A 25,662-nucleotide genomic window follows, 5' to 3' on the forward strand; every position below is an offset into this window, starting at 1 on the left:
CTGCTGGGCGTGAGCACGCTCAACGGTGCGCCGCCCAGCATCGACATCGTCGACGAGACCTTCATCGCGGTGCCGCCCGGCACCGTGGCGGCGGTGTTCGCCGACCCGGCCGCGTGGCGGCGGTACTGGCCCGACCTGGTGCTCGAGGTCTACACCGACCGCGGCGAGGAGGGCCTGCGCTGGACCGTCCGTGGCGCGCTGGTCGGCACGATGGAGGTCTGGCTCGAACGCACGCTGGACGGCACGCTGCTGCATTACTTCCTGCGCGCGAGCCCGGCCGGGGAAATGAGCCCCCGGCAGCTCCGGCGCGAGTTCGACCGCCGGGCGCGCGCGGCCAAGGCCGTGGCGCTGGGCCTGAAGGAGGTCCTGGAGGACGGGCGTGAGCCCGGGATTCCTCCACGGAGCATTTGACCCCGCTGTCAGCTTGCGCCGCCGCGGGTTCTCAGGCGGCTCCTCGCGAGGACAGCGCCGACGTGGTGAACCGGCGTTCATGAGGAGGCGATCCCACAGCGAGGGGCCGTCTGAGGTTCCGCTACCGGCACCGGCACGCAGGTCCTGCTGGAATTTTCCGTAAACTAGGTCATCATGCGCGTTCATGTCGTGTCGGACGTCCACGGGAACACGGAAGCCCTGGCCAGGGCCGGTGACGGGGCGGACGCGCTGATCGTCCTCGGGGACCTGCTCGACTTCGTCGACTACCACCAGCACGACCAGGGCATCCTCGGCACGCTGTCGGTCCGGAGAAGGTCGCCACCTTCGCCCGGCTGCGCCGCGAGGGCACCCGCGAGGAGTCGATCGCCTTCTCGAAGTCCCTGTGGTCGAGCCTGGACGACCCGGCCGCCGCCGTCGAGGAGGCCGTGCGCGAGCAGTACGCGGCGATGTTCGCGGCGATGACCGCGCCGACCTACGCGATCGCGGGCAACGTCGACTCGCCGGACCTGTGGCCCGAGTTCGCCGGGGACGACGTGCGGTTGGTCGAGGGTGAGGTCGTCGAGATCGGCGGCCTGCGGTTCGGCTTCGCGGGCGGCGTGGTGCTGCCGGCCGGGGCCACGATCCGCCGGTCCAACCCGGTGTGGCGGCCCTACCTGCGCACGCAGGAGGAGTTCGACGAGGCGGTGGGCAAGCTCACCGACATCGACGTGCTGTGCACCCACCAGCCGCCCGCGCTGCCGGAGCTGACCTACGACGTGGTCGCCCGGCGGCACGAGCTGGGCTCGTCGGCCCTGCGCGGCCTGGTCTACGCGGAGCAGCCGCGGTGGTCGCTGTTCGGCCACGTGCACCAGCCGCTGTCGGCCCGGCTGCGGGTGGGCCGCACCGAGTGCCGCAACGTCGGCCACTTCAAGGTCACCGGGCGCCCGTACGTCCTGCGGTGGTGACGCGGGCCAGGCGGTAACCTCTCCGCCATGGCCGACCAGTCCACGCAGTCCATCGAGGTCGACGCGCCGCCGGAGAAGGTCATGGCGGTGATCGCGGACTTCGCGTCGTACCCGGAATGGGCCAAGCAGGTCCGGGAGACCGAGGTGCTCGCGACCGACGACGCGGGCCGTCCCAAGCAGGTCAAGCTGACCCTGGACGCCGGCCCGATCAAGGACGTCTACACGCTGGAGTACGACTGGGCCGCCGACGGCCGGTCGGTCAGCTGGCACCTGGTGCGCGGGCAGATGCAGAAGGCGCAGGACGGCCGCTACGAGCTGGAGGCGGTCGGGAACCGCACGCGGGTCACCTACACGCTGTCGGTCGAGCTGGTGCTGCCGATGATCGGGCTGCTGCGCCGCAAGGCGGAGAAGATGGTCATGGACACCGCGCTCAAGGAGCTCAAGCGCCGCGTGGAGGACCTCGCCTGAGGGCGGGACGGCCCATGACCCGGCTGCTGCTGTTCACCGGCAAGGGAGGCGTCGGCAAGACGACGCTCGCCGCGGCGACGGCGGCGGGCCTGGCCGCCCGCGGGTACAAGACGCTGGTCGTGTCCACCGATCCGGCGCACTCGCTGGCGGACGCGTTCGGCAAGCGGCTCGGCCGCGAACCGTCCGACGTGGACACCCGGCTGCACGGCGCGCAGGTCGACTCGCGCGGCCTCGTCGACGACATCTGGCAGGACCTGCGCGGCAGGCTGAAGGGCGCGCTCGCGGGCGCCGGGGTGGACGCGCTGGACGCCGAGGAGCTGAGCGTCCTGCCCGGCGTGGACGAGCTGCTCGCGCTCACCGAGGTGCAGCGGCTGGCCGAGGCCGGCCGGTGGGACGTGGTGGTGGTCGACTGCGGGCCGACCGCGGAAACGCTGCGGCTGCTCGCGCTTCCCGAGGCCGTGGCCGGGTACCTGGACAAGGTGTTCGGCTGGCAGCTCACGCTCACCGGCTCCCGTGGCCTGGCCCGGTCGGTGCGCGACCTCGCGGCGCACGTCTCGGCGCTGCGCGACCTGCTGACCGATCCGGCCGTCACCACGGTGCGGCTGGTGCTGACGCCGGACCGGGTCGTGGTCGCCGAGGCGCGCCGCACGCTGAGCTCACTGGCGCTGCGCGGGATCAGGGTCGACGGGCTGATCGTGAACCGCCTGATGCCCGCGCCCGGCGTGTGGCGCGGGGCGGCGGCGAACTGGATGCGCACCCGCCGCCGCCAGCAGGACGAGGTGCTGAGCGAGCTGACCTGGGAGCTGGCCAGGGTGGAGCACCGCGCCGCCGAGCCGGTCGGGCTGCCCGCGCTGCGGGAGATCGCCACCGAGCTGTACGGCGAGCGGGATCCGCTGGAGGGCAAGGGGTCCACCTCCGCGCCCCTGCTGCATGTGACCGAAGTGGACGGTGGGTACCGGCTGCGGCTGGCGCTGCCGCTGGACCGCGGGGCCGAGCTGGACCTGGCGCGCGTGGACGATGACCTGGCCGTCACGGTCGACGGGTTCCGCCGCCTGGTGGCGCTGCCGGAGTCGTTGCGCCCGTGCCGGATCACCGGCGCCGAGTCCGATGCGGACGGTCTCGTCGTCTCGCTCACCAAGCCGGGGGAGGACCGATGACGACCGAAGGCGTGAGCGCGGCGAGCCTGGCCGAGGAGATCCGGCTGCTCGTCGAGATGGTCGTCGAACGCGCGGCGCCCTGGCTGGACGGCGTGGTCGCCGCCGGGCACGGCACGGCCGCGAAGCCCGAGGACGGCGGCGACTGCGGCTGGTGCCCGCTGTGCGCCGTGGTCGCCGTGGTGCGCGGCGAGAAGCCCGAGTTCGTCGCCCGCGTCCTGGAGCAGGCGGCGCAGATCATCGCGTTGCTGCGGGCCGTGCTGGCCGACCGGTGGGAGCCGCAGGAGGGCGTGCACATGCCCGGGTTCCAGCCGCCGCCGCGGCCGCAGCCGGACTCCGGCCGGGTGCAGCGCATCCCGGTGCAGTGGCGGGAGGGCTAGTGCACGCGATCGGCCTGGACGTCGGTGGCACGAGCGTCCGTGCCGGTGTGGTGGACGAGCACGGCTCGATCCTGGACACCGCGCGGGCGGGCACGCCGGCCGCCGAGGACGCGCTCGAAGACGCCATCACCGGGGTGATCGACGAGCTGCGCAACCGGCACGACGACGTCGCCGGGGTGGGCCTGGCGGTCGCCGGGTTCGTCGCCAACGACCGGCGCACCGTGATGTTCGCGCCGCACCTGGCCTGGCGGCACGCGCCGGTGGCGGACCGCATCGCCAAGCGCGTCGGCCTGCCGGTGACGCTGGAGCACGACGCGAACGCCGCCGCGGTCGGCGAGCACCGCTTCGGCGCCGCGCGCGGGGCCGGGGTCGCGGCGCTGGTCGCGATCGGCACCGGGATCGGGGCGGGGCTGCTGCTGGACGGTGAGCTGTACCGGGGCGCGAACGGGGTCGCGCCGGAGCTCGGGCATCTGACGGTGGTGCCGGACGGGCGGGCGTGCCCGTGCGGCAAGTACGGCTGCTGGGAGCGCTACTGCAGTGGCACGGCGCTGGCCGCGACCGCGATCGAGCTGCTGGCCAGGTACCCGGGTACGGCCACGGTCCTGTCCAGGGACATCGGGCTGGACCCCGGCGCGCTGACCGGTCGCCGGGTGGCCGGGGCGGCGCGCGACGGCGACCCGATCGCGCAGCGGGCGGTGGCCGAGCTGGCGAAGTGGCTCGGCGAGGGGCTGGCGCTGGTCGCGGACGTGTTCGACCCGGAGATCGTGGTGATCGCGGGCGGCGTGTCGGAGTCGGCGCCGCTGTTCCTCGACGAGGCCCGCGAGCACTATGCGGCCGCGATCACCGGCGGCAGGCACCGGCCGCTCGCGCGCATCCGCACCGCGCAGCTGGGCGACGACGCCGCGCTGGTGGGGGCCGCCGCGCTGGCGCTCGAAGCCACGGCGGTATGACAAGCTGGAACGATGACCCCTGATGACGGCGACGGCTTCGTGTACTGCGAGCGCGGCCACCGGCATTGGGGCCTCTTCGGCGCCGCGGGCCTGCTGCTGACCGATCCCGAGCGGGGTGTGCTGCTGCAGCACCGGGCCTGGTGGACGCACCACGGCGAGACGTGGGCGCTGCCCGGCGGCGCGCGCCGCGGGCACGAGTCCGCGCGGGAGGCCGCGACGCGTGAGGCGGAGGAGGAGGCCGCGGTGCCGTCCGCCGCGGTGCGGCCCACCGCGGAGTCGGTGGTCGACCACGGCGGCTGGAGCTACACGACGGTCCTGGCGAACACCCGGCACCCGGTGCGGGAGCGGGTGGTCAACGAGGAGAGCGCCGAGCTGCGGTGGGTGCCGCCGGACGAGGTCGGCTCGTTCCCGCTGCACGCCGACTTCGCGGCGGCCTGGCCGGCGCTGCACGCCCAGCTCGGTCGGGAGCTGGTGCTGGTCGTCGACGCGGCCAACGTGGTCGGCTCCCGGCCGGACGGCTGGTGGCGGGACCGGGCCGGGGCGGCGGAGCGGCTGCGGGACCGGTTGTCCGGGCTGGCGCGCGACGGGGTGCGCAGCGCGGACGTCGGGCTCGGCGGGGCGGACTGGTCGTGGTGGCCGCGGGTGCAGATGGTGGTCGAAGGCCAGGCGCGGGACGTGCCCCCGGCCGACGAGGTCGAGGTGATCGCCGCGGTCCGCGACGGCGACTCCCAGATCGTGGAAAGCGTCCGCAAAACGCGCGACGCCCGCCCCGACGACCACGTGGTGGTGGTGACGGCCGACCGCGAGCTGCGAGCACGGGTGACGGCGGAGGGCGCGCGCGTCCTGGGGCCGGCGACGCTGCTGAACCTGGTGGACGGCTAGAACCGGCCTGAACCGGGGCCGGGTTCATGCCTCGCCAGAAATAAGACCGATCGATCGGTTTTGTAGTGTACGGTCGATCCATGCACAGTGATCGGCGGCGGGAGCGGGGTCAGCGCACGCGGGAGACGGTGCTCGACGCGGCGGTGGCGCTGGCGTCGGTGCACGGGCTGGAAGGTCTCACGTTCGGGCGGCTCGCCGAGCACCTCGGCATCAGCAAGTCCGGACTGTTCGCGCACTGGAAGGACAAGGAACACCTGCAGCTGGACGCCATCGACCAGGCACGAAGGCAGTGGACCGACCGCGTCATGGCGCCCGCCCTGCGCACGCCACCCGGCATCCGGCGGGTGTTCGCGCTGCACGAGGCGCGGATGGCCTTCTACGCCGGCGGTGTGCTGCCCGGCGGGTGCTTCTTCCTCGCCGCGCAAACGGAATTCGACGACCGGCCCGGCGCCGTCCAGGCCAAAACAGCGCAGGCGCTGCACGACTGGCTCGCCTTCATCCGCTCGCTCGTCGACGAGGCGATCGCCCTGGGCGAGCTGACCGAGGACGCCGACCCGGACCAGCTTGCCTACGAGATCGACGCGCTCGGTGAGTCGGCCGTGATCCACTCGCGCCTCGTCGGGCACGAGATCACCTACGCCCGCGCCCGCCGCGCCGTCCTGGCGCGGCTGCGGACCCTCGCCACCGATCCCGCCATCCTGCCGGAGGACTGAACCATGCTGCGCACCTCGTGGACACCCGGACCCGCCGCCGCGAGCGGGCCCGTGCTCGTCAGCGTCACCGACTTCACCTCCGATCGGTTGCGCGACCTGCCGGGGATCTACCGCGCGGGCAGGCAGCTGTCCCGCCTGTGGCCGACCCTCGACGGCGCGGTCGGGCACTGGCTCTGGGTCGAACCGTCGAGGCGCAGAACCGGCTCGGTCTCCCTGTGGCGCGGCGAGGACGCGATGCACGGCTTCGTCGGCCTCCCCGTGCACCGGCAGATCATGCGGACCTACCGCGGGCGCGGCCGGATTCGCTCCACCACGTGGACCGCGACCGATCCGGACCCGCGCGAGGTGTGGCGCCGGGCGTCGGAGTTCCTCCGCCTGCCCCGATGACCGCTCAGGTCAGCGCTTCCGTCAGCTGGTCCACGCCGGCGGCCATCAGCTCGGCGAGGTCGGCGCGCGGGTCGCGCAGCCACTGCTCGTACGCGGCCAGCGCGATGCCCAGCGCGGTGTAGGCCACGGTCTGCGGAGCGAGCGCCGAGGCGGCCACCCCGAGCCGTCCCGCGACGAACTCCGCGATCACCTGCCGCCAGTCCGCGTAGCGCAGCGTCGAGTGCGCCTGCAGTGCCGGCGTGGTCAGGATCAGCTCCATCCGCTGCCGGTGCCACACCGCCTCGGACGGGTCGACCCGGTTGAAGTCCACCAGCGCCTCCCGCAGCACGCCGGGCAGCGGGCGGTCCGGCGGGTAGGACGCGAGGCGCTTGCGCATCTTGTCCAGCTGGCCGTCGAAGTCGCCCCAGGCGATGTCGTTCTTCGACGGGAAGTAGCGGAAGAACGTGCGCCGCCCGATGCCGGCTGCCTTCGCGATGTCGTCGATCGTCGTGCGGTCGAACCCGCGGCTGGCGAACAGTTCGAACGCCACGTGCTCGACTTCGGCGCGCGACGTGATCGGCTTGCGTCCCGCCCGGGGCGCCGGATCCGCCTTTTCGGTCATCCCTCTTCCATTCGGCACTCGGTGCCATTATTGTCCGAGAAGCGCGGCCGCACCGGAGCGGCCCATCGCCGAAGGGAGCATCCCATGTCCGAGGCCAAGAACGTCGCCCCCGCCGTGGAAGACTCGCTCGTCGAGGAGGACCTGCTCGTGGAAGAGGTCTCCATCGACGGCATGTGCGGCGTCTACTGACCGTGTTCGATCCGGACCAGGCCTACCGGTGCTCCCCGCGCGTCGCGTTGCGACCGGAACCGTTCGGGGCGCTCGCCTACGACTTCGGCACCCGGAGGCTTTCGTTCCTGAAGACGAAGATCCTGGTCGAGGTGGTGCGCACGCTCGGGGACCAGCCCGACGTGCACACCACCCTCGACGCCGCCGGCGTCCCCGGCGACCAGCGCCCGGCCTACCTGAAGGCGCTGGCCGGACTCGCCGAGAACGGCACGATCGAACCGCGCTGAACCACTGAGAAGGGCGTGCGATGAAGCTCGTCGAACACTTCAAGCAGGGGCTGAACTCGCCCATCTGCCTGACCTGGGAACTGACCTACGCCTGCAACCTCTCGTGCGTGCACTGCCTGTCCTCGTCGGGCCGCCGTGACCCGCGGGAGCTGAGCACCGCGGAGTGCAAGGCCGTCATCGACGAGCTGCAGCGCATGCAGGTCTTCTACGTCAACATCGGCGGTGGCGAGCCCACCGTCCGCGCCGACTTCTGGGAGCTCGTCGAGTACGCGGTGGACCACCAGGTGGGCGTCAAGTTCTCCACCAACGGCGTCAAGCTCACCCCGGAGCGGGCGCGGTGGCTCGCCGCCACCGACTACGTGGACGTGCAGATCTCCTTGGACGGCGCCACCGCCGAGGTCAACGACTACGTCCGCGGCCCGGGTTCCTACGACACCGCGATGCGGGCGATGCGGAACCTGAAGGACGCCGGGTTCCGCGACTTCAAGCTCTCCGTCGTGATGACCCGGCACAACGTCGGTCAGCTCGACGAGTTCAAGGCCATCGCCGACACCTACGGCGCCCAGCTGCGCATCACGCGGCTGCGCCCGTCCGGCCGCGGCGCGGACACCTGGGACGAGCTGCACCCGACCGCCGAACAGCAGCTGCAGCTCTACGACTGGCTGATCGCCAACGGCGAGAAGGTCCTCACCGGCGACTCGTTCTTCCACCTCAACGCGCTCGGTTCGGACCCGCTGCCTGGCCTGAACCTGTGCGGGGCGGGGCGCGTGGTGTGCCTGATCGACCCGGTCGGCGACGTCTACGCCTGCCCGTTCGCGATCCACGAGGAGTTCCTCGCGGGCAACGTCCGCGACGAGGGCGGGTTCGCCGGCGTGTGGAACACCTCCGAGCTGTTCGAGCGCCTGCGCGGCCCGCAGACCGGCGGCGCGTGCACGTCCTGTTCGGCCTACGACGCCTGCCAGGGCGGGTGCATGGCGGCGAAGTTCTTCACCGGCCTCCCGCTGGACGGTCCCGATCCGGAATGTGTGAAGGGGCACGGGGAACTGGCGCTGGCCGGGGTCAGCGGGGCGCCGCGGTCGCACATCGACCACTCGCACCGCAAGACCCGCCAGAGCCGCAAGACCAGCAAGGTGCCCGTCAGCATCGGGTTCGGCCCGCCCGAGGGCAGCGCCCGGCCGGACCGGGCCTGCGACACCAGCCCGCTCGCGGGGTTCCAGCCAGGACGATGACCAGGCTCGCCGGCCCCGTCCGGGTCGGCGGCGGCACCGCCCCGAGCCGGGTGCTCTTCGGTCCGCACGAAACGAACCTGGCTCGGGGGCGGGCGCTCGCCGACCGGCACGTCGCCTACTACCGGCGGCGGGCCGAGGGCGGCGCCGGGATCGTCGTCACCGAGACGGCGAGCGTGCACCCCTCCGACTGGCCGTACGAGCGCGCGCCGCTGGCCGCCGAATGCGGCCCCGGGTGGGCGTCCGTCGTGGAGGTCTGCCGTCCACACGGGACGCTTGTGGTCGCCTCGCTCGGGCACGCCGGCGGGCAGGGGAGTTCGGCCTACCACCAGTCCGCGCTGTGGGCCCCGTCGCGGGTGCCCGATCCGGTGAGCCGTGAACTGCCGATGGAGATGGACGGCCCGGAGATCGCGGAGCTGGTCGCCGGGTTCCGCGCCGCCGCCGCGCTCGCCGTCGAGTCCGGTGTGGATGGTGTGGAGATCGACGCCGGGCAGTATTCCCTGCTGCGGCAGTTCTGTTCCGGGCTGACCAACCGGCGCACGGACGCCTACGGCGACCGGGGACTGCTGCTGCGCGAGGTGGTCGCCGCCGTCCGGGAGGCGATCGGCAACCGCATCCTCGGACTGCGGCTCGCGTGCGACGAAGGCGCGCCGTGGGGCGGGATCACCCCGGAGACCGCGCCCGTGCCGGGCGGGATCGACTACCTGGTGCCGGTGCGGGGATCGGCGTTCGCCGACTCCCGGCCCGACGCGCGCACCGAACCGGGCTTCAACGTCGACCTGTGCCGGGCGTTTTCCGGGCGCGCCTTGACGGTGCTGCAGGGCAGTGTGGTGGATCCCGCGCTCGCCGAGCGGGCGCTGGACTTCGCCGGGCTGGTCGAGATGACTCGCGCGCAGATCGCCGATCCGGACCTGGTGCGCCATGTGCGGGCCGGGACGCGACCGCGGCCGTGTCTGCTGTGCAACCAGAAGTGCCGGGTGCGGGATCCGCGGAACCCGGTCGTCAGCTGCATCGGCGAGCCACGCAGCGGGCACGAGACCGAGGATCCGCTGCCGCGCCCGGGTTCCGGGGAGGTGCTGGTGGCCGGCGGCGGGCCGGCCGGGCTGGAAGCCGCGCGGGTGCTCGCCCTGCGGGGTTTCGACGTCGAGCTGACCGAGCGCGACGACCGGCTCGGCGGGATGGCGCGTGTCGCGGCGCGGCTTCCCGGGCGGGACCGGCTGGCGCGGCTCGTGGACTGGCTGGAGGGCGAGGTCCGGCGGCTGGGCGTGCGGATTTCGACCGGCGTCGAGACCGTCGCGGCGGACGGGCGGCCGGTGGTCGTGGCGACCGGTAGCAGGCCTGGTCCGCGGGACTACTCCGTCGAGGGCGGCCGGGTGCTCGACGTGACCGCGGTGCTGGGTGGCGCGGAGCTGCCGGACGGGCCGGTCGTGGTGCACGACCCGCTCGGCGACTGGACCGGCGCGGCTGTCGCCGAGTTGCTGGCCGATGGGCGCGCCGTGACGATCGTCAGCCCGGATCCGGTGATCGCGACCCAGGTCCGGGACGTCGCGGCGGTGAACGCGCGCCTGCAGCGGGCCGGGGTGGAGCCGGCGAAGCGCTCGCGCCTGCGGGTGGCGCGGCGGGACCACGTGGTGGTGGAGGACGTGCTCACCGGGGAGTGCCGGGAGCTGCCGTGCGCCGCCGTGGTCCACTGTGGACATCGGCTGCCGGAGGCCGTGCTGCCCGGGGTCGCGGTCGGTGACGCCGTGGCGCCCCGGACGATCCACGAAGCCGTCCTGGACGGCCGACGCGCGGCGGTGGCGTTGTGAGCCTGCTGTTCGAACCGTTGCGGCTGGGACCGGTCGAGGTGCGCAACCGGATCGTGTTCGCCGCGCACCTGACCAACTACGCCACCGGCAACCTGCCCACCGAGCAGCACGCCGCCTACTACGCCGCGCGGGCCGCGGGCGGCGCCGGGCTGATCATCTCCGAGGAACACGTCGTGCACCCCTCGGACTGGCCCTACGAGAAGGTGATCCACGGGTACCGGCCGGAGGTCGTGCCCGGCTACCGCCGCATCACCGACGCCGTGCACGCGCACGGGGTGCCGATCTTCGCGCAGCTCAACCACAACGGCGGGCAGGCGTCGTCGATGTACTCGCGGCGGGCGGTGTGGGCGCCGTCCCCGGTGCCGGACCCGCTCTTCCGCGAGGTGCCCAAGGCGATGACCGTCGCGGAGATCGCCGAGGTGGTCGCCGGGTTCGGGCGGGTCGCGCGGCACTGCGCCGAAGGCGGGTTCGACGGCGTGGAGATCCAGTGCTCGCAGTCGTCGCTGTTGCGCGGGTTCCTGGCGCCCGCGGCGAACCTGCGGACCGACGACTACGGTGGTCCGCTGTCCAACCGCGCGCGGTTCCTGCGGGAGGTCGTCGCGGAGGTGCGGGCGGCGATCGGGCCGGACCGGGCGCTGGGGGTGCGCCTCTCCGGCGACGACCTGGTCGAGGGCGGCATCACACCGGCCGAGGCGGCCGAGGTGGCGCGGCTGATCTCGCCGGACATCGACTACCTGAACACCTCGATCGGAGTCGCGACCTCGACGCTGTACATGGTCGAACCGTCGATGGCGGTGCCGCGGGGGTACGCGTTGCCGGTGTCCGAAGCGTTGCGGCGCGCCGTGTCGGTGCCGGTGGTGGGCATCGGGCGGATCAAGTCGCCGGAGGAGGCCGAGCGGGCGCTGGCCGAGGGGCGGTGCGACCTCGTCGGCGTGGTGCGCGGGCAGATCGCCGACCCGTCGTTCGCGGCGAAGGCGCGGGCCGGGCGGGAGGTGCGGACCTGCCTGTCCTGCAACCAGGAGTGTGTCGGGCGGATGGGTCTCAACCGGTGGCTCGGGTGCGTGGAGAACCCGCGCGCCGGGCGGGAGGCGGTGCCGCTGCCGCCGCCCGGGCCGCGCCCCAAGCGGGTGCTGGTCGTCGGCGCCGGCCCGGCCGGGCTGCAGGCGGCGGCGACGGCGGGCGGGCGGGGGCACCGGGTGACGGTGTTCGAGCGCGGCGAGGTGGGCGGGCAGATCGCGCTGGCCGCGACCGCACCGGGCCGGGGCGAGCTGGGTGACTTGGTGCGCAACCTGCTGACCGAGTGCCGTGACGCTGGTGTCGACTTGACGACAGGTGTCGCGGTGACGGCTTCGTTTCTGCTGGACGAGGCGCCGGATGCCGTGGTGCTGGCGACGGGCGCTCGGCCGGTGCTGCCGGGATGGGCGGTCGCGCCGCGGGTGGTGCACGCGCGGGAGGTGCTGGACAGTGTCTCGCCGTCCGGCGCGGTGGTGGTGATCGACGAGGTGGGTTTCCACCCGGCGACGTCGGTGGCGGAGCTGCTGGCGCGGCGGGGCTGCCGGGTGACGTTGTCGACGCCTGGGATGGTCGTCGGGCAGGACCTGGGGCTGACGCTGGACCGGGAGCTGTTCGGGCGGCGGGCGCACGCGCTCGGGATCGCGGAGCGGACGGACGAGATGGTGCTCGGCGCCGCGGCGACGGAGGATGGGGGCGTGGCGTTGCGGATGTTGAAGCACACGACCGGCGAGACCACGGAGGTCCGCTGCGACTGGGTGGTGTGCGCGACGCACCAGGAGCCGGAGGACGCGTTGTGGCACGCGCTGCGGGAAGCGCCGTTCCCGGTCCTGCGCGCGGGGGATTGCGTGACGCCGCGGCGCGCGCACGCCGCGGTGGTGGAGGGCCATCGAGCGGGGGTGTCGTTGTGAGTGGTGTGACTGGGCGCGGGGCCGCCGGGCGGGCGCTCGGCACTGTGCCGCAAGCGGCACTCCAGCAGGCCCCGGCTGCCCGGGTGGCCGCCCGCGGCCGGGTTGTCACCGGGTGGGTGGTGTCGTCGTGAGCGCGCAGCTGGCAGGCTCCGCTCGTGGAGATGATCACGTGACCCCGCGCGTCGCCGTGGTGACGGGGGCCGGGCGGGGGATCGGGGCGGCCGTCGTGCACCGGCTCGCGGGAGAGGGCTGGCGCGTCGTCGCCGTGGACGTCGCCGAGGACGACCCGGGGCTGGGTTACCCGCTGGCGCGGCGGGAGCAGCTCGCCGAGGTCGCCGCGAAGTGGCCGGGCCAGGTGCTCGACTTCGTCGCCGACGTGCGGGACCAACGGGCCGTCGACGAGGCTGTCGCCGTCGCCGAGCGCGAGTTCGGCGGGCTGGACGCCGCTGTCGCCGCAGCTGCGGTCATGGCAGGTGGGCGGCCGCTCTGGGAGACCACCGATTCCGAGTGGGAATCGTTGTTCGGCGCCGGGGTGGACGGCGTCTTCCACCTCGCCCGCGCCGCGGTGCCCGCCCTGCTGCGCCGCCCGCAGCCGCGCACCGGACGGTTCGTCGCCCTCGCCTCGGCCGCCGCGCACACCGGGCTCTGGCGCCTGGCCGGCTACAACGCCGCCAAGCACGCGGTCGTCGGGCTCATCCGCGGCCTCGCCACGGACCTGCGGGGCACCGGCGTCACCGCGACGGCCGTCTCACCCGGCTCCACCCGGACGCCGATGCTGCAGGCCACCGCCGCGCTCTACGACCTGGACGACGTCGAGGAGTTCGCCCAGCACCAGCTCGCCGAGCGGCTGCTCGAACCCGAGGAGGTGGCGGCCGCGGTCTGCTGGCTGTGCGGCCCGGACGCGAGCGCCGTCACCGGCACCGTCGTCCACGCGGACGGGGGGTTCACGGCATGACGGTGCTGCGCCTGGATCCCTCCACCAAGGCCGTCGCCGGCGGGCGCGTCCTCGTCGGCGGCTCGCCCCTGCGGATCATCAAGCTGTCCGCCACCGGGGCGCGCCTGTTCGCCCAGTGGGCAAGCGGTACACCCGTCGGAGACAAGCCGCACCAACGGCGGCTGGCCGAGAAGCTCACCCTCGCCGGGATGGTCCACCCCACCTACCCCGAGGCGAAGCTGACGCCGCAGGACGTCACCGTCGTGGTCCCGGTCCGCGACCACGCCGACCGCCTCGCCGGGCTCCTGCCGCGCCTGGCCGACGTGCGCGAGACGCTCGTCGTCGACGACGGGTCGGCGGCGCCGGTGCCGCACGCGGTCGACCGGCATCCCGTCGCGCGTGGACCGGCGGCGGCCCGCAACACCGGGTGGCGCAAGGTGACCACCGAGCTGGTCGCCTTCCTCGACGCCGACACCCGCCCCGAGCCGGGCTGGCTCGGGCCGTTGCTGGCGCAGTTCGAGGACCCGGCGGTGGTGGCCGTCGCGCCGCGGGTGCGCAGCGCGCCCGGCGACGGCACGCTGTCCCGGTACGAACGGCTGCGGTCCTCTTTGGACATGGGTGCCACCCCGGCGCAGGTCCGCCCACGCGGCCGCATCACCTACCTGCCCACCGCCGCGCTCGTCGTGCGGACCTCGGCGCTGCAGGCGATCCACGGCTTCGACGAGGACCTGCGGTTCGGCGAGGACGTCGACCTGATCTGGCGCCTCGTCGACGCCGGCGGATCCGTGCGTTACGAGCCGGAGTCCGAAGTGGTGCACGAGCCGCGCACGACGTGGCGCGCCTGGCTCAAGCAGCGCCACGACTACGGCACGTCCGCCGCGCCGCTCGCGAAACGCCACGGGCGGCAGGCGCTCGCGCCGGTCCGGGTGTCCGGCTGGACCGCGCTGGCCTGGCTGGCGCTGGCCGCCGGGCGACCGAAAACCGCTGTGGCGATCGCGCTCGGCACCGCGGCCCTGTTGCCGCGCAAGCTGAAACCCCTTGACGTGCCGGCGAAGGAGGCGCTCGGCATCGCGCTGCGCGGGCACGTCGCGGCGGGCCGGTTCCTGGCCGACGCGCTCACCGGGGCGTGGGGCCCGGCCGCGGTCCCGTTGCTGGCGCTGTCCCGGCGGGGTCGTCGCGTGCTGGCGCTGGCCTACGCCCGCCATCTCGCCGACTGGGCCCGCACCCGGCCGGAGATCGATCCGCTGCGCTGGCTGCTGGCCCGCGCCGCGGACGATTTCGCTTACGGCACCGGGGTTTGGCGCGGTTGCCTGCGCGAGGAGGAACCGGGACCGTTGATTCCGGATCTGTCGAACTGGCCCACCCGTCGCCCACCACCATCCTCAACGGAGCCGCTGCGCGGCACCGCCTCGATCCGGAAACGGCTGTGAACCTCGCCGACGTCGCGTGGCCCGAACTCGGCGAGCGCCGCCTGCTGGCCGTGCCGCTGGGCGCCACCGAGCAGCACGGTCCGCACCTGCCGTACACGGTGGACACCGAAATCGCCGTCGAGTTGTGCCGTCGCCTCGCCGAGGCCCGTCCGGAGGTGGTCGTCGCGCCCCCGCTGCCCTACGGCTCGAGCGGGGAGCACGCCGGTTTTCCCGGCACGCTGTCGATCGGTCAGGAAGTCACGGAACTCCTCGTGGTCGAGCTGGTGCGCTCCGCCGACGCGTTCGCCGGGGTGCTGCTGGTGTGCGGGCACGGTGGCAACGCGGTCCCGTTGCGCCGGGCGGTGGCGAAACTGCGTTACGAGGGCCGGAACGTGCGCGCGTGGTGCCCGGACGGTCCGGCCGACGACACGCACGCCGGTCGGCTGGAGACCTCGGTGATGCTCGCGTTGCGGCCGGAAGCCGTGCGCGTGAACCGGTTCGAAGCCGGCGAGACGCGGCCGTTGCCGGAGCTGATCGGCCGGTTGCGGGACGAAGGTGTGCGCGGGGTGAGCCCGAACGGGGTGCTGGGTGACCCCGCGGGGGCGACCGCGGAAGCGGGGCGCGCCACCCTCAGTCGATGGGCGGACGGTCTACTTGAAGCTGCCGCGGCGGTGGCCAAAGATGGCATCATGTAGCAGTCGGTGCATGAGACCCCTGTCACAAAGAGGTGATCGGTGTGAAGACCAAGGCCGCTGTCCTCCACTCCGCGGGCAAGCCGTTCGAGATCGAGGAACTCGAGCTCGACGGCCCACGCGAAGGTGAGGTCCTGATCAAGTACACGGCCGCCGGGCTGTGCCACTCGGACCTGCACCTGATCGACAACGACCTCGTGCCGCGGTTCCCGATCGTGGGCGGGCACGAGGGCGCCGGCATCATCGAAGACGTCGGGCCGGGCGTCACCAAGGTCAAGCCGGGTGACCACGTGGTGTGCTCGTTCATCCCGAACTGCGGCACGTGCCGCTACTGCGCCACCGGCCGGTCGAACCTGTGCGACATGGGTGCCACGATTCTCGACGGCGGCATGCCGGACGGCAGTTTCCGCTTCCACCGCGGCGGCACCGACTACGGCGCGATGTGCATGCTCGGCACGTTCTCCGAGCGCGCCACGATCTCCCAGCACTCCGTGGTGAAGGTGGACGACTGGCTGCCGTTGGAGACCGCCGTGCTGGTGGGCTGCGGTGTGCCGACCGGCTGGGCGACGGCCAACTACGCGGGCGGCGTGCGCGCGGGCGACACGTGCGTCGTGTACGGCATCGGCGGGATCGGCATCAACGCGGTCCAGGGCGCGGCGCACGCGGGTGCGGCGAACGTGATCGCGGTCGACCCGGTCGCGTTCAAGCGCGAAAAGGCGCTGGAACTGGGCGCCACGCACGCGTTCGCCTCGGCCGACGAGGCGGCGGCAAAGGTGGCGGAGCTGACCTGGGGCCAGATGGCCGACCAGGCGCTGATCACCGTCGGCACGGTGGACGAGCAGGTCGTGACCGACGCGTTCAACGTGATCGGCAAGGGCGGCACGGTCGTCATCACCGGACTGGCCAACCCGGAGAAGCTGACGGTGCACCTGTCCGGCGGCGTGATGACCCTGTTCGAGAAGACGGTCAAGGGCACGCTGTTCGGATCGGCCAACCCGCAGTACGACATCGTCCGGCTGCTGCGCCTCTACCAGGCGGGGCACGTGAAGCTCGACGAGCTGGTGACGAAGCGCTACTCGCTCGAAGAGGTCAACGAGGGCTACCAGGATCTGCGCGACGGCAAGAACATCCGTGGCGTGATCATGCACTCGGCGGACTGAGGTTAGGTGCGGACGAGGGCGGGGGCCTTGGGCCTCCGCCCTCGTTTTGTTTCGGGTGGAGGTGTGTGACGGGGTACGGGTGTGTGGAGGGGCCGGTCGGGGGTGCGAGGGGCGGCGGTGCTCGGGCTCGGCTCCGGCGAGGGTTCCGCTCGTGCTCGGGCGAGGGGATCAATCGTGCTTTCGTGAGGGGCCCTTGTGGCCGGGCGAGCGGGCCACTCGTGCTCGGGCGAGGGGCTCAGTCGTGCTCGGGCGAGGAGGTCAGTCGTGCCGGCGCGAGGGGCCAGGCGGTGCCTATGCGAGGTGGCCGGCAGTGCCCTCGCGATTGGGCGGGTCGTGCCAGCGTGAGAGGGGTCGGTCTCAGAGCGGGAGGGCCAGTCATGTCCGCGCGAGTGTGCAAGTCGTGCCCTCGGGAGCGGGCCGGTCGTGCCCGTGGGTAGGCGCACAGTCCCGCCCGCGCGAGGTGGTCAGTCGTGCCCGCGCGAGTGGGCGAGTCGTGCCCGCGCGAGTGGGCGAGTCGTGCCCGCGCGCAGGCGCACAGTTTCGCCCGTGCGAGGTGGCCAGCCGTGCCCGCGCGAGGCACACAGTCCCGCCCGCGCGAGGTGGTCAGTCGTGCCCGCGCGAGTGGGCGAGTCGTGCCCGCGCGCAGGCGCACAGTCCCGCCCGCGCGAGGTGGTCAGTCGCACCCGCGCGAGTGGGCCAGTCGCACCCCCACGAGGGCCCCTCGTCCGACGCCCCCGCCGCCCCCGCCGCAACGCAGACGCCCACCGCCCACCCCGAACCATTGATCGACCGTCGCGATCAGTGGGCCGTCCGGCGCAACCGGATACGACGTTCGGCTGTGTTCGCGTCACAGTTGTGTGGCACGAGACTGTCACCCGGTCACAGAGATGCCCCGGCGCGGCTACGGACCGTTGACCACCGTCGAACCCGATTCCTATCGTGACCGCGATCAACGTGGATCTCGGAAGGACACTCTCGATGGCGCATCAACGGCGATCGCCCGCGTCCGGGGACGGGGCTCCGTCCCTGGAACGGCGCCGGTTCCTCGGCTACCTCCTCGCGGCGCCCACCCTCGCCGTCGCGGCGAAGCTCGGCGGTGATCTGGCCTCCCCGGCCCCGGCCGAAGCCGCGATCCCCACCCTCCCCGGGGCCGCCGACATCCTGGACCTCGGCGACGCCCTGACGCTCGCGGCGATGCCGACCTCCAACCTCATCGCGATCCAGCTCAACCGCGACGACACGGTCTCCTTCGCGGTGCCGCGCGCCGAGGTCGGACAGGGCATCACCACCACCATCGCGATGCTCATCGCCGAGGAGATGGACCTGCCGCTGAGCAAGGTGGGCGTCAACCTCGCCGACGCCCGCCCCGAACTGGTCTTCAACCAGCTCACCGGCGGCTCCAACTCGGTGCGCTCGCTCTACACCCCGGTCCGCACCGCGGCCGCCATCGCGCGCGCCCGCCTCCTGGCCACCGCCGCCGAGCAGTGGAAGGTCGACGCCGCCACGCTCACCACCCGCGACGGCGTCATCCGCTCCGCTACCGGCCGCACGGCGACCTACGGCTCGCTCGCCGAAGCCGCCGCCAGCGCCCGCACCGAGGAAACCAGCGCGACGCTGAAGAAGACCTCCGAGTTCCGCATCATCGGCAAACCCACCGGCCGCATCGACGCGCTCGAGGCGGTCACCGGGCGCAAGCAGTTCACCATGGACCTCCAGGTCCCGAACGCCAAGCCGACCATGGTCTGCCGCCCGCCGACGATCAACGGCACCGTCAAGGCCGTGCACAACCTCGCCGAGGTGAAGGCGATGCCGGGCGTCACCGACGTCGCCACCGTCTCCACCGGCGTCGCCGTGCGGGCCGAGACCTTCGGGCAGTGCATCGACGCCATCCGGGCGCTCAAGGTGGACTGGGGACCGGGCACAGTGGACGGTGAGACCGACGCCTCGGTCGAGCGGAAACTGCGCGCCGCCGCGCTCCCGATGACCGTGCCGCCGGTGCTGACCCAGTCGATCGACGCCGAGTTCGTGTTCGCCTTCGCCAGCAACAGCGCGCTGGAAACCAACTGCGCCATCGCCGACGTCCGCGCCGACCGCGCCGAGATCTGGTCCGGCCTCAAATCGCCGATCACCACGCAAGAACAGATCGCGCTGAAGCTCGGCCTGCCCATCCCGGCGGTCAAGGTGCACGTCGTCACCGGCGGCGGTTCCTTCGGCCGCAAGCTGTTCGGCGACGCCGCGATCGAAGCCGCGGAGATCTCCAAGAAGATGGGCAAGCCCGTCAAGCTCATGTGGCACCGCGCCGACGACGCCCGCCACGGCCGCACGCACCCGATGTGCATCTCCCGCGTCCGGGTCAACCACGCGCTCGGCAACGTCGTCAGCTACGAGCAGCGGCACACCAGCGTCACCACCGACTTCGGCCACGGCCTCGGCGAGATCCTCACCGCGGTCGCCGCGAAACTCCCGGTCGGCGACATCGGGTTCTCCCAGACGGTGTTCATGCTGTCCACGTCGATGCCGTACAACTTCGGCGCGGCCACGCAGCTGCTCAACGAGGTGCCGCTGAAGTTCCACACCTCCAGCATGCGCAACGTCTACTCGCCGAACGTGGTCTGCGCGCGCGAGCTGATCGTCGACCAGCTGGCCGCGAAGATGGGCCAGGACCCGCTGACCTTCCGCCGGAACTTCCTCAAGGACGACCGCATCCGCAAGGTCCTCGACAAGGCCGCCGAGGTCGGCAACTGGGGCCGGAAGATGCCCGCCGGCACGGCACAGGGCATCGCGCTGCACCACGAGTACAAGAGCGTCAGCGCGGTCCTGATGGAGATCGACTGCCGCCCCGAGACGGTCAACCGCAAGATCCGCAACGGGGTCGCCGGCCCGCGCGTCACCAAGGCCGTCGCGGTCGTGGACGCCGGCCTGCCGATCAACCCGAAGGGCCTGGAGGCGCAGACGATCGGCTGCGTCAACGACGGCATCGCGATGGCGCTCACCTCCAGCCTGCACATCGACAACGGCCTGCCGCTGGAAGCGAGCTGGGACAACTACTTCTACACCCGGCAGTGGAACACGCCGCCGGAGATGGAGGTCGTGGTCATGCCCGCGACCACCGGTGAGCCCGGTGGCGCCGGGGAGCTCGCCGTCGCCAGCTCGTTCGCCGCGGCCGCCTGCGCCTACGGCCGCGCGGTGGGGAAGATGCCGACCCGCTTCCCGATCAACCACGGCACGCTGAGCTTCGAGCCGAAGCCGAAGGTGCCGCCGGTGCCCGAATCGCCGGTCGACGGCCTGGCCTACACGTTCTGAGGAGCCTTCGTTGTCCCAACACACTTTCCTGGTCAACGGCACGCGGGTCACGGTCGACGCCGACGACAAGGTCCGGTTGCTCTGGGTGCTGCGCGACCTGCTCGGCATCACCGGTCCGAAGTACGGCTGCGGCATCAACGTGTGCAAGGCGTGCACGAGCCACATCAACGGCAAGGCGTTCAACCCGTGCTCGGTGCCGGTGTCGGCGATCGGCCCGGACGACGAGATCACCACGATCGAAGGCCTGGCCGACCCGGCCACCGGTGAGCTGCACCCGATGCAGCAGGCCTGGATCGACCGGGACGTCGCGCAGTGCGGCTACTGCCAGCCCGGCCAGATCATGGCGGCCATCGCCAAGGTCAAGCAGGCCCGCGCCGAAGGACGGGAGATCAGCGACTCCGACTTCGAGGAGATCCGCAACATCTGCCGCTGCGGCACCTACTCCCGCATCCGCGAGGCGGTGAAGAGCGCGGCCGCCAAGATGTGAAGCGCGAAACGCATTTGCGGCACCACGGCCTCGCAATCCGCCGCGATTGCGGGGCTGTGTCATGCCAATGCGCAACCTTGGACACTTTCGTGTTAGATGTCCACTCGCGAGCCCTCGACGGGGAGGACGGACATCTCATGAGGTACACGGGCGCCGAACCCGCGGTGGCCGGCCTGGCCGGCCGGGCACTGACGCGGTTGCCGGAGATGACCAAGGCGACCTACGAGCAGATTGTCGAGGAGATGGCCGTCTACCGCGAGGAGCGGTTCGTCTCGCACGCCGACCTGTTCGCCTCGTGCCGGGACAACCTGCAGTTCCTCGTCCGCGCCCTGGCCGAGCCCGGCGCGCCCGACCTGTCCAAGGCGCGGGCGACCGGGCGCGAGCGCGCGCTGGCCGGGGCGCCGTTGCCGGAGATGCTGCGCGCGTTCCGGATCGGGTTCACCGAGGTGTGGCAGTGCTTCGTCGAGCTGACCGCGCCCGCGCAGGACGTCGCGACCCTGGTCTCGGCGACCACCGCCATCTGGGACCTGATGGACGACTACATCGAGGAGCTCACCTCGACCTACCGCGCGACGGTCGCCGAGATCAGCCGCACCAGGCAGAACCGCAGGCTGGCACTCGTCGAGGCCCTGTTCACCGGCGGCAGCACGACCGAGGGCACGCTGTGGGACATCGCCCGGATGCTCGACCTGCCGCTGGAGGGCTCGTTCGTCGTCGTCGCCGCGGAAACCCCCGGGCTGGGCCAGGAGGCGCTGCCGCTGATCGAGGTCCGGCTGCGGGAGCGGCACCACGCGTCCGCGTGGCGGCTCACGCCGGAGCTGCAGATCGGGGTCGTGTCGGTGCGCGATCCCGACCAGGTGCTGGAGCTGCTGCGGGAGAACCCGCGCGGCCGGGTCGGGATGAGCCCCGTGTTCACCGGCCTCGGCGACACCGCCCGCGCCCTGCACCTCGCGCGGGTCGCGCTGTCCAGCCTGCCCGCGGGGACGAAGGACGTGGCGCGGTTCCACGAGTCGCCGCTGGCCGGGCTGGTGGCGAGCGACCCGGAGGCGTCGGCGCAGCTGGCCGGCCAGGTGCTGCGGCCGCTCCTCGAGCTGCCCGGCGAGGAGGGCAACGTGCTGCTGCTGACGCTGCGCGCGTGGTTCGACTGCGGCGGGTCGACCAAGCAGATCGCCGAGCGGGTCTACTGCCACCCGAACACGGTGCGGCACCGGTTGAAGCGGATCACGGACGTGTTGGGCAGGTCATTGAGCGACCCGTCCGACATCGCCGAACTCGGCACGGCCCTGCGCGCCCTCGCCATGTTCGGCGACTCCGCCCGCAGAGCCGTGCGGAGCTAGTCCAGCTTCTTGCCGGTCGCCTTGGTGAACGCCTTGGCGCCGGCGCGGTCGACCGCCGCCTTGACGCCGCCGAAGATCGCTCCCTGCAGCACCGCCGCGAGGAGCACCTCCTTGGTGGAGTAGTCGGACGACGTGGCCTCCGGCGCGTCGTCCTCGCCGGTCGCCGCCTTCCAGGCCTGCTTGAACAGCATCCCGGCGAGCACCCCGCCGAGCGCGCTCACGGCCAGGCTCAGCGGTTTGTACAGCAGTTTCATCCCGTCACCTCTCCACAGTGGACCCGGCTCCACCCGTCCGGGTACCCGGAGTTCCGCTCCGTGACACTTGCACGTTGTGCAGGCGCGGCCAGGGGCGTACTTTGGCGCGATACTGCGCCGGGAGGGTGGCTGGTGGTAAGGGGCAAGGTCGTCCGCTTCGACGACATGCGCGGGTACGGGTTCGTGGCGCCGGAGGGGGGTGGCGAGGACGTCTTCATGCACGTCAACGACCTCGACGTGGACAAACGCCTGATCGCCCCCGGCGTGGTCGTGGAGTTCACCGTCGAGGACGGCGAGCGCGGGCTCAAGGCGTCGGGCATCCGGCTGGTGCGCCAGGCCGGCGACGACGACGGCGAGGACCCGTACGTGACCCGCGACTTCCGCGGCGAGCTGACGGAGGCGCTGCTCACCGGCGTTCCGACGCTCACCGCCGAGGAGGTCCTCCGGGTCCGCCGCGTCGTCCTCGAACTCGTCCACGACCACGGCTGGCTCGGCGGATAGATGTTTTCCCGCCCGTCGTGCGGGCACACGAACGGGCATGAAGGCTGTTACCTGGCACGGCAAGCGTGACGTCCGAGTCGACGAGGTCCCGGACCCACGGATCGAGGAGCCAACGGACGCGATCGTCCGCATCACCTCGACCGGCATCTGCGGCTCCGACCTGCACCTGTACGAGGTGCTCGGGCCGTTCATGGGCGAGGGCGACATCCTCGGCCACGAGCCGATGGGCATCGTCGAGGAGGTCGGTTCCGGCGTCACGAACATCAAGCCGGGCGACCGCGTCGTGGTGCCGTTCAACATCTCCTGCGGTCACTGCTTCATGTGCGACCAGGGCCTGCAGTCGCAGTGCGAGACCACCCAGGTGACCCGGAAGGGCAAGGGCGGCGCGCTGTTCGGCTACACCAAGCTCTACGGGCAGGTGCCCGGCGGTCAGGCCGAGTACCTGCGCGTGCCGCAGGCCCACTACGGGCCGGTCAAGGTGCCCGAGGGCCCCTCCGACGAGCGGTTCGTCTACCTCTCCGACGTCGTGCCCACCGCCTGGCAGGCCGTCGAATACGCGGGGATCCCCGACGGCGGCAGCGTGGTGGTGTTCGGGCTCGGCCCGATCGGGCAGATGTCCTGCCGCATCGCCGCGCACCGCGGCGCGGGCAAGGTGATCGGCGTCGACCTGGTGCCGGAGCGGCTGGCGCTGGCCGAGCGGTACGGCTTCACCACCGTGGACGCCAAGGCGGTGAAGGACGTGCCGGGCGTGGTGCGGGAGATGACCGGCGGCCGCGGCGCGGACTCCGTGATCGACGCGGTCGGCATGGAGGCCCACGGCGCGCCGCTGGGCAAGCTCACCCACCAGATGGTGGGGCTGCTGCCGGACCAGATCGCCGCGCCCCTGATGGAGAAGGGCGGCGTGGACCGGCTCGCGGTGCTGCACCAGGCCATCGCCGCCGTGCGCCGCGGCGGCACGATCTCGCTGTCCGGCGTCTACGGCGGCATGCTCGACCCGATGCCGATGATGGACCTGTTCGACAAGCAGATCCAGCTGCGGATGGGCCAGGCGAACGTGCGGCGGTGGACCGACGACGTGCTGCCGCTGGTGAGCGACGACGCCGACCCGCTCGGCGTCGAGGACCTCGCCACCCACAAGCTGCCGCTCGAGGACGCGCCGCGCGCCTACCGGATGTTCCAGCAGAAGCAGGACGGGGCGATCAAGATCCTCTTGCAGCCTTCGGCGTGACGAACGCGGCACGCGAGGATTTCCGGACAGCGGAGCGTAGCCCCGGATGATCACCCGGCTATGATCTGGCTCCCTGGGATTGTCCAGCAGCGTGGCACCCGTGTTCGAAGCAACTCCACTGCAGGAGCCGTACACGCATGTCCACGCCCCGGAAGCCGGACCCCCTGTCCGACCTCCCCGCAGGCCAGAGCGCCGATCAGGTCGGGATGTACCACTGGGACATCCGGGCCGCGAAGTGGACCTGGTCCTCGGAGATCCACCTGATGTACGGCTACCAGCCCGGCTCGGTCGAACCGGGCCTGGACCTGGTCACCAAGCACGGCCACCCGACCGACCGGCGGCAGCTGGCCGAGGTGTTCGACGAGGCCCGCCGCACCGGTCAGCCGTTCAGCGCGCAGCAGCGCATCCTCGCCGCGGACGAGAGCACCCGCGCGGTGGTCGTGGTCGGCGACGTCGAGCAGGAGGACGGCGAGGTCGTCGGCGTGCACGGGTACTACGTCGACCTGACCACGTCCCGGATCCGCGAGGCCGAGCAGTTGTCCGAGCTGGCGGGCGAGGCGGCCGGGCTGCAGCGCGCGATGGCCTCGCGCGCCACGATCGAGCAGGCCAAAGGCATGATCATGCTCGCCTACGGGCACGACTCGGCAGGCGCGTTCGAGCTGCTCATCCGCGTGTCGCAGCAGAGCAACGTCAAGCTCCGCGACCTGGCCGACCGGCTCGTCGAGGCCGTGCACGCGTCCGGCCAGCCACCCGCGCAGGCGCGTGCCCACCTTGAAACGATTCTGGCGCGATTGTCGGCGGCGGAGGACGTGTAACCGGCGAGTCTCGAGGTACCCGGAACGTGACACGGGTGAAAGGAGACATGCCGCAATGAGCACGATCACCGAGTCCGTTGACGTGAACGTCGACGTCCGCACCGCCTACAACCAGTGGACCCAGTTCGAGTCCTTCCCTGAGTTCATGGAGGGCGTCGAGGAGATCCGCCAGCTCGACGACACGCACACGCACTGGGTGACCAAGATCGGTGGCGCGAAGCGCGAGTTCGACGCGACGATCACCGAGCAGCACCCCGACGAGCGGGTCGCCTGGCGGTCGGACTCCGGCCCGAGCCATGCCGGCGTCATCACGTTCCACCGGATCGACGACCGGAAGACGCGGGTGACCGCGCAGATGGACATCGACCCCGAGGGCTTCGTCGAGCAGGCCGCCGACAAGCTCGGCATCCTGGACCGTCGCGTGCATGGCGACATGGAGCGCTTCAAGGCGTTCATCGAGAAGCGCGGCGGTCAGGAGACCGGCGCGTGGCGGGGTGACGTGGACCGTCCCGGCCGCTGATGGCTACCAAGACGCAGCGGACCGCCGCCGAGTTCGTGCCGGACAGCCGCTCGCTGGACCGGCTCCGCTCGGCGGCGCTCGGCTGTCAAGGATGCGACCTGTACCGCGACGCCACCCAGACGGTGTTCGGCGACGGGCCCGCGCCGGCGAAGGTCATGATGCTCGGCGAGCAGCCGGGGGACCGCGAGGACGCCGCGGGGGAGCCGTTCGTCGGGCCGGCGGGCCGGTTGCTGGACCGGGCGCTGGAGGAGGCCGGGGTCGACCGGTCGCAGGTGTATGTGACCAACGCGGTCAAGCACTTCAAGTTCGTGCGGGCCGAGCGGGGGAAGCAGCGCATCCACAAGAAACCCTCGCGCGGGGAGATCGTGGCATGCCGTCCCTGGCTGGTGGCCGAACTTGAGGCCGTGCAGCCCTCGGTGGTGGTCCTGCTGGGGGCGACCGCGGCGTCATCGCTGATGGGGCCGTCATTCCGGGTCACGGCGCATCGTGGGGAGTTGTTGCCCGCGCCCGAGGAGTTTTCCGGGCGGCCGGAGCGGGTGCTGGCTACCGTGCATCCGTCGTCGGTGCTGCGGGCTCCGGATCGGGATGAGGCGTTCGCGGCGTTGGTGAAGGATTTGCGGGCTGTGCCGGACGTGATGTGAAGTTTCGGGGGCTCGGGTCGCCTCGCTTCGCATCGGCGTGGATTCTCTGGCTGGGCGGG

27 protein-coding genes and 1 pseudogene are annotated in these 25,662 nt (G+C 72.3%); 26 read left to right on the forward strand and 2 right to left on the reverse strand.

Annotation, left to right across the window (positions count from 1 at the left end):
• Positions 1 to 9: 9 nt before the first annotated feature.
• From AMYTH_RS0140005 to AMYTH_RS0140045, 9 genes and pseudogenes are all read left to right on the forward strand, one after another.
• Positions 10 to 411, forward strand: coding sequence for a hypothetical protein (locus tag AMYTH_RS0140005; RefSeq protein WP_027934944.1), 402 nt, complete (start codon positions 10 to 12; stop codon positions 409 to 411).
• Between the two features lie 174 nt (positions 412 to 585).
• A pseudogene (locus AMYTH_RS46530) lies at positions 586 to 1,376 on the forward strand (metallophosphoesterase family protein).
• Positions 1,377 to 1,403: 27 nt separating this feature from the next.
• A complete protein-coding gene (locus tag AMYTH_RS0140015; RefSeq protein WP_017983871.1) occupies positions 1,404 to 1,844 on the forward strand; it encodes an SRPBCC family protein in 441 nt (146 codons plus the stop codon).
• Between the two features lie 14 nt (positions 1,845 to 1,858).
• Positions 1,859 to 3,001, forward strand: coding sequence for an ArsA family ATPase (locus AMYTH_RS0140020; protein ID WP_027934945.1), 1,143 nt, complete (start codon positions 1,859 to 1,861; stop codon positions 2,999 to 3,001).
• Positions 2,998 to 3,378 carry a hypothetical protein gene (locus AMYTH_RS0140025; protein ID WP_027934946.1) on the forward strand — a complete coding sequence of 127 codons (381 nt, stop codon included), beginning with the start codon at positions 2,998 to 3,000 and terminating at the stop codon, positions 3,376 to 3,378. The genes AMYTH_RS0140020 and AMYTH_RS0140025 overlap by 4 nt, the downstream gene beginning before the upstream one ends.
• Before the next feature lie 14 nt (positions 3,379 to 3,392).
• A complete protein-coding gene (locus AMYTH_RS0140030) occupies positions 3,393 to 4,328 on the forward strand; it encodes an ROK family protein (protein WP_027934947.1) in 936 nt (311 codons plus the stop codon).
• 12 nt (positions 4,329 to 4,340) lie between these two features.
• Positions 4,341 to 5,210 carry an NUDIX domain-containing protein gene (locus AMYTH_RS0140035; RefSeq protein ID WP_027934948.1) on the forward strand — a complete coding sequence of 290 codons (870 nt, stop codon included), beginning with the start codon at positions 4,341 to 4,343 and terminating at the stop codon, positions 5,208 to 5,210.
• A gap of 80 nt (positions 5,211 to 5,290) precedes the next feature.
• Positions 5,291 to 5,923, forward strand: coding sequence for a TetR/AcrR family transcriptional regulator (locus AMYTH_RS0140040; protein ID WP_027934949.1), 633 nt, complete (start codon positions 5,291 to 5,293; stop codon positions 5,921 to 5,923).
• Between the two features lie 3 nt (positions 5,924 to 5,926).
• A complete protein-coding gene (locus AMYTH_RS0140045; RefSeq protein ID WP_027934950.1) occupies positions 5,927 to 6,310 on the forward strand; it encodes a hypothetical protein in 384 nt (127 codons plus the stop codon).
• Between the two features lie 4 nt (positions 6,311 to 6,314).
• On the opposite strand, the gene mftR is transcribed toward AMYTH_RS0140045, so the two are convergent.
• Entirely contained in the window at positions 6,315 to 6,911 is a 597-nt protein-coding gene (mftR, locus tag AMYTH_RS0140050; RefSeq protein ID WP_027934951.1) for a mycofactocin system transcriptional regulator, read from the reverse strand.
• An 84-nt stretch (positions 6,912 to 6,995) separates the two neighbouring features.
• Here mftR and mftA point away from each other — a divergent pair, with 84 nt between their 5' ends.
• The 12 genes from mftA (at position 6,996) to AMYTH_RS0140110 (ending at position 21,644) form a co-directional block, all read left to right on the forward strand.
• A complete protein-coding gene (mftA, locus tag AMYTH_RS0140055) occupies positions 6,996 to 7,100 on the forward strand; it encodes a mycofactocin precursor MftA (protein WP_017983865.1) in 105 nt (34 codons plus the stop codon).
• Positions 7,085 to 7,366 carry a mycofactocin biosynthesis chaperone MftB gene (gene mftB, locus AMYTH_RS0140060; protein ID WP_017983864.1) on the forward strand — a complete coding sequence of 94 codons (282 nt, stop codon included), beginning with the start codon at positions 7,085 to 7,087 and terminating at the stop codon, positions 7,364 to 7,366. Before mftA ends, mftB begins: the two co-directional genes overlap by 16 nt.
• A gap of 20 nt (positions 7,367 to 7,386) precedes the next feature.
• The gene (gene mftC, locus AMYTH_RS0140065; protein WP_027934952.1) at positions 7,387 to 8,595 is read left to right on the forward strand and encodes a mycofactocin radical SAM maturase; all 1,209 of its coding nucleotides are present in this window, start codon (positions 7,387 to 7,389) and stop codon (positions 8,593 to 8,595) included.
• Complete coding sequence (locus AMYTH_RS0140070; protein WP_027934953.1) at positions 8,592 to 10,400, forward strand: mycofactocin system FadH/OYE family oxidoreductase 1; 1,809 nt, start codon at positions 8,592 to 8,594, stop codon at positions 10,398 to 10,400. The genes mftC and AMYTH_RS0140070 overlap by 4 nt, the downstream gene beginning before the upstream one ends.
• Positions 10,397 to 12,322: a mycofactocin system FadH/OYE family oxidoreductase 2 gene (locus AMYTH_RS0140075; RefSeq protein WP_027934954.1), complete on the forward strand. Its 1,926-nt coding sequence runs from the start codon at positions 10,397 to 10,399 to the stop codon at positions 12,320 to 12,322. Before AMYTH_RS0140070 ends, AMYTH_RS0140075 begins: the two co-directional genes overlap by 4 nt.
• A 169-nt stretch (positions 12,323 to 12,491) precedes the next feature.
• On the forward strand, positions 12,492 to 13,277 hold the full coding sequence (locus AMYTH_RS0140080; RefSeq protein WP_027934955.1) for a mycofactocin-coupled SDR family oxidoreductase: 786 nt from the start codon (positions 12,492 to 12,494) through the stop codon (positions 13,275 to 13,277).
• On the forward strand, positions 13,274 to 14,686 hold the full coding sequence (mftF, locus tag AMYTH_RS0140085) for a mycofactocin biosynthesis glycosyltransferase MftF (RefSeq protein WP_027934956.1): 1,413 nt from the start codon (positions 13,274 to 13,276) through the stop codon (positions 14,684 to 14,686). Before AMYTH_RS0140080 ends, mftF begins: the two co-directional genes overlap by 4 nt.
• Positions 14,683 to 15,360 (forward strand): mycofactocin biosynthesis peptidyl-dipeptidase MftE, encoded by a 678-nt coding sequence (mftE, locus tag AMYTH_RS0140090; protein WP_027934957.1) that lies wholly within the window; start codon positions 14,683 to 14,685, stop codon positions 15,358 to 15,360. The genes mftF and mftE overlap by 4 nt, the downstream gene beginning before the upstream one ends.
• Positions 15,361 to 15,401: 41 nt before the next feature.
• A complete protein-coding gene (locus AMYTH_RS0140095; RefSeq protein ID WP_027934958.1) occupies positions 15,402 to 16,517 on the forward strand; it encodes an NDMA-dependent alcohol dehydrogenase in 1,116 nt (371 codons plus the stop codon).
• 978 nt (positions 16,518 to 17,495) lie between these two features.
• Positions 17,496 to 19,820 (forward strand): molybdopterin cofactor-binding domain-containing protein, encoded by a 2,325-nt coding sequence (locus AMYTH_RS0140100; RefSeq protein WP_027934959.1) that lies wholly within the window; start codon positions 17,496 to 17,498, stop codon positions 19,818 to 19,820.
• Positions 19,821 to 19,830: 10 nt separating this feature from the next.
• Positions 19,831 to 20,307 (forward strand): (2Fe-2S)-binding protein, encoded by a 477-nt coding sequence (locus AMYTH_RS0140105; protein ID WP_027934960.1) that lies wholly within the window; start codon positions 19,831 to 19,833, stop codon positions 20,305 to 20,307.
• 137 nt (positions 20,308 to 20,444) lie between these two features.
• The gene (locus tag AMYTH_RS0140110; protein WP_027934961.1) at positions 20,445 to 21,644 is read left to right on the forward strand and encodes a PucR family transcriptional regulator; all 1,200 of its coding nucleotides are present in this window, start codon (positions 20,445 to 20,447) and stop codon (positions 21,642 to 21,644) included.
• On the opposite strand, the gene AMYTH_RS0140115 is transcribed toward AMYTH_RS0140110, so the two are convergent.
• Positions 21,641 to 21,898: a DUF4235 domain-containing protein gene (locus AMYTH_RS0140115; RefSeq protein ID WP_027934962.1), complete on the reverse strand. Its 258-nt coding sequence runs from the start codon at positions 21,896 to 21,898 to the stop codon at positions 21,641 to 21,643. The genes AMYTH_RS0140110 and AMYTH_RS0140115 overlap by 4 nt on opposite strands.
• Before the next feature lie 132 nt (positions 21,899 to 22,030).
• Here AMYTH_RS0140115 and AMYTH_RS0140120 point away from each other — a divergent pair, with 132 nt between their 5' ends.
• The 5 genes from AMYTH_RS0140120 to AMYTH_RS0140140 all read left to right on the forward strand — a co-directional run bounded on the left by AMYTH_RS0140120 (position 22,031) and on the right by AMYTH_RS0140140 (position 25,603).
• A complete protein-coding gene (locus tag AMYTH_RS0140120) occupies positions 22,031 to 22,399 on the forward strand; it encodes a cold-shock protein (protein ID WP_020421026.1) in 369 nt (122 codons plus the stop codon).
• Positions 22,400 to 22,436: 37 nt separating this feature from the next.
• Positions 22,437 to 23,627: a zinc-dependent alcohol dehydrogenase gene (locus tag AMYTH_RS0140125; RefSeq protein ID WP_027934963.1), complete on the forward strand. Its 1,191-nt coding sequence runs from the start codon at positions 22,437 to 22,439 to the stop codon at positions 23,625 to 23,627.
• Positions 23,628 to 23,764: 137 nt separating this feature from the next.
• Positions 23,765 to 24,442, forward strand: a complete 678-nt coding sequence (locus AMYTH_RS0140130; protein ID WP_027934964.1) for a PAS and ANTAR domain-containing protein — start codon at positions 23,765 to 23,767, stop codon at positions 24,440 to 24,442.
• Between the two features lie 55 nt (positions 24,443 to 24,497).
• The gene (locus tag AMYTH_RS0140135) at positions 24,498 to 24,962 is read left to right on the forward strand and encodes an SRPBCC family protein (protein WP_027934965.1); all 465 of its coding nucleotides are present in this window, start codon (positions 24,498 to 24,500) and stop codon (positions 24,960 to 24,962) included.
• A complete protein-coding gene (locus AMYTH_RS0140140) occupies positions 24,962 to 25,603 on the forward strand; it encodes a UdgX family uracil-DNA binding protein (protein WP_027934966.1) in 642 nt (213 codons plus the stop codon). Before AMYTH_RS0140135 ends, AMYTH_RS0140140 begins: the two co-directional genes overlap by 1 nt.
• The last annotated feature ends 59 nt before the right edge of the window (positions 25,604 to 25,662 follow it).

This window comes from Amycolatopsis thermoflava N1165 (assembly GCF_000473265.1).
GTDB classification, from domain to species: Bacteria; Actinomycetota; Actinomycetes; order Mycobacteriales; family Pseudonocardiaceae; genus Amycolatopsis_E; species Amycolatopsis_E thermoflava.

What these genes read in the sequence shown, in the direction of transcription:
- AMYTH_RS0140015 (WP_017983871.1), top strand. Translation starts at nt 1,404, where the DNA reads ATGGCCGACCAGTCCACGCAGTCCATCGAGGTCGACGCGCCGCCGGAG.
- AMYTH_RS0140020 (WP_027934945.1), top strand. Translation starts at nt 1,859, where the DNA reads ATGACCCGGCTGCTGCTGTTCACCGGCAAGGGAGGCGTCGGCAAGACG.
- AMYTH_RS0140025 (WP_027934946.1), top strand. Translation starts at nt 2,998, where the DNA reads ATGACGACCGAAGGCGTGAGCGCGGCGAGCCTGGCCGAGGAGATCCGG.
- AMYTH_RS0140035 (WP_027934948.1), top strand. Translation starts at nt 4,341, where the DNA reads ATGACCCCTGATGACGGCGACGGCTTCGTGTACTGCGAGCGCGGCCAC.
- AMYTH_RS0140040 (WP_027934949.1), top strand. Translation starts at nt 5,291, where the DNA reads ATGCACAGTGATCGGCGGCGGGAGCGGGGTCAGCGCACGCGGGAGACG.
- AMYTH_RS0140045 (WP_027934950.1), top strand. Translation starts at nt 5,927, where the DNA reads ATGCTGCGCACCTCGTGGACACCCGGACCCGCCGCCGCGAGCGGGCCC.
- mftR (WP_027934951.1), bottom strand. Translation starts at nt 6,911, where the DNA reads ATGACCGAAAAGGCGGATCCGGCGCCCCGGGCGGGACGCAAGCCGATC.
- mftA (WP_017983865.1), top strand. Translation starts at nt 6,996, where the DNA reads ATGTCCGAGGCCAAGAACGTCGCCCCCGCCGTGGAAGACTCGCTCGTC.
- mftC (WP_027934952.1), top strand. Translation starts at nt 7,387, where the DNA reads ATGAAGCTCGTCGAACACTTCAAGCAGGGGCTGAACTCGCCCATCTGC.
- AMYTH_RS0140070 (WP_027934953.1), top strand. Translation starts at nt 8,592, where the DNA reads ATGACCAGGCTCGCCGGCCCCGTCCGGGTCGGCGGCGGCACCGCCCCG.
- mftF (WP_027934956.1), top strand. Translation starts at nt 13,274, where the DNA reads ATGACGGTGCTGCGCCTGGATCCCTCCACCAAGGCCGTCGCCGGCGGG.
- AMYTH_RS0140100 (WP_027934959.1), top strand. Translation starts at nt 17,496, where the DNA reads ATGGCGCATCAACGGCGATCGCCCGCGTCCGGGGACGGGGCTCCGTCC.
- AMYTH_RS0140110 (WP_027934961.1), top strand. Translation starts at nt 20,445, where the DNA reads ATGAGGTACACGGGCGCCGAACCCGCGGTGGCCGGCCTGGCCGGCCGG.
- AMYTH_RS0140115 (WP_027934962.1), bottom strand. Translation starts at nt 21,898, where the DNA reads ATGAAACTGCTGTACAAACCGCTGAGCCTGGCCGTGAGCGCGCTCGGC.
- AMYTH_RS0140125 (WP_027934963.1), top strand. Translation starts at nt 22,437, where the DNA reads ATGAAGGCTGTTACCTGGCACGGCAAGCGTGACGTCCGAGTCGACGAG.
- AMYTH_RS0140130 (WP_027934964.1), top strand. Translation starts at nt 23,765, where the DNA reads ATGTCCACGCCCCGGAAGCCGGACCCCCTGTCCGACCTCCCCGCAGGC.
- AMYTH_RS0140135 (WP_027934965.1), top strand. Translation starts at nt 24,498, where the DNA reads ATGAGCACGATCACCGAGTCCGTTGACGTGAACGTCGACGTCCGCACC.
- AMYTH_RS0140140 (WP_027934966.1), top strand. Translation starts at nt 24,962, where the DNA reads ATGGCTACCAAGACGCAGCGGACCGCCGCCGAGTTCGTGCCGGACAGC.